Annotated in this window: 1 protein-coding gene; it reads right to left on the reverse strand. The window is 44.0% G+C overall.

Annotation, left to right across the window (positions count from 1 at the left end):
• Positions 1-72: 72 nt before the first annotated feature.
• Complete coding sequence (locus tag HMPREF3044_RS06655) at positions 73-888, reverse strand: aminoglycoside O-phosphotransferase APH(3')-Ia (RefSeq protein ID WP_000018326.1); 816 nt, start codon at positions 886-888, stop codon at positions 73-75.
• Positions 889-1,072: the final 184 nt, after the last annotated feature.

Consider the following 1,072-nt stretch of genomic DNA (forward strand, 5'->3'; position numbering starts at 1 on the left):
CAGGGTGTCCACACAAACGGGGTCAGCTCCGTGTCCGGAATTTCAGGTTTGTGTCTCTACAAAGACTAACTATCAGAAAAACTCATCGAGCATCAAATGAAACTGCAATTTATTCATATCAGGATTATCAATACCATATTTTTGAAAAAGCCGTTTCTGTAATGAAGGAGAAAACTCACCGAGGCAGTTCCATAGGATGGCAAGATCCTGGTATCGGTCTGCGATTCCGACTCGTCCAACATCAATACAACCTATTAATTTCCCCTCGTCAAAAATAAGGTTATCAAGTGAGAAATCACCATGAGTGACGACTGAATCCGGTGAGAATGGCAAAAGCTTATGCATTTCTTTCCAGACTTGTTCAACAGGCCAGCCATTACGCTCGTCATCAAAATCACTAGCATCAACCAAACCGTTATTCATTCGTGATTGCGCCTGAGCGAGACGAAATACGCGATCGCTGTTAAAAGGACAATTACAAACAGGAATCGAATGCAACCGGCGCAGGAACACTGCCAGCGCATCAACAATATTTTCACCTGAATCAGGATATTCTTCTAATACCTGGAATGCTGTTTTCCCGGGGATCGCAGTGGTGAGTAACCATGCATCATCAGGAGTACGGATAAAATGCTTGATGGTCGGAAGAGGCATAAATGCCGTCAGCCAGTTTAGTCTGACCATCTCATCTGTAACATCATTGGCAACGCTACCTTTGCCATGTTTCAGAAACAACTCTGGCGCATTGGGCTTCCCATACAATCGATAGATTGTCGCACCTGATTGCCCGACATTATCGCGAGCCCATCTATACCCATATAAATCAGCATCCAGGTTGGAATTTAATCGCGGCCTCGAGCAAGACGTTTCCCGTTGAATATGGCTCATAACACCCCTTGTATTACTGTTTATGTAAGCAGACAGTTTTATTGTTCATGATGATATATTTTTATCTTGTGCAATATAACATGGGTTGGCACTGTTGCAAATAGTCGGTGGTGATAAACTTATCATCCCCTTTTGCTGATGGAGCTGCACATGAACGGACCCGACCCCATGGATGTGGACACCT

The organism is Corynebacterium sp. HMSC073D01, from assembly GCF_001815555.1.
GTDB classification, from domain to species: Bacteria; Actinomycetota; Actinomycetes; order Mycobacteriales; family Mycobacteriaceae; genus Corynebacterium; species Corynebacterium glucuronolyticum.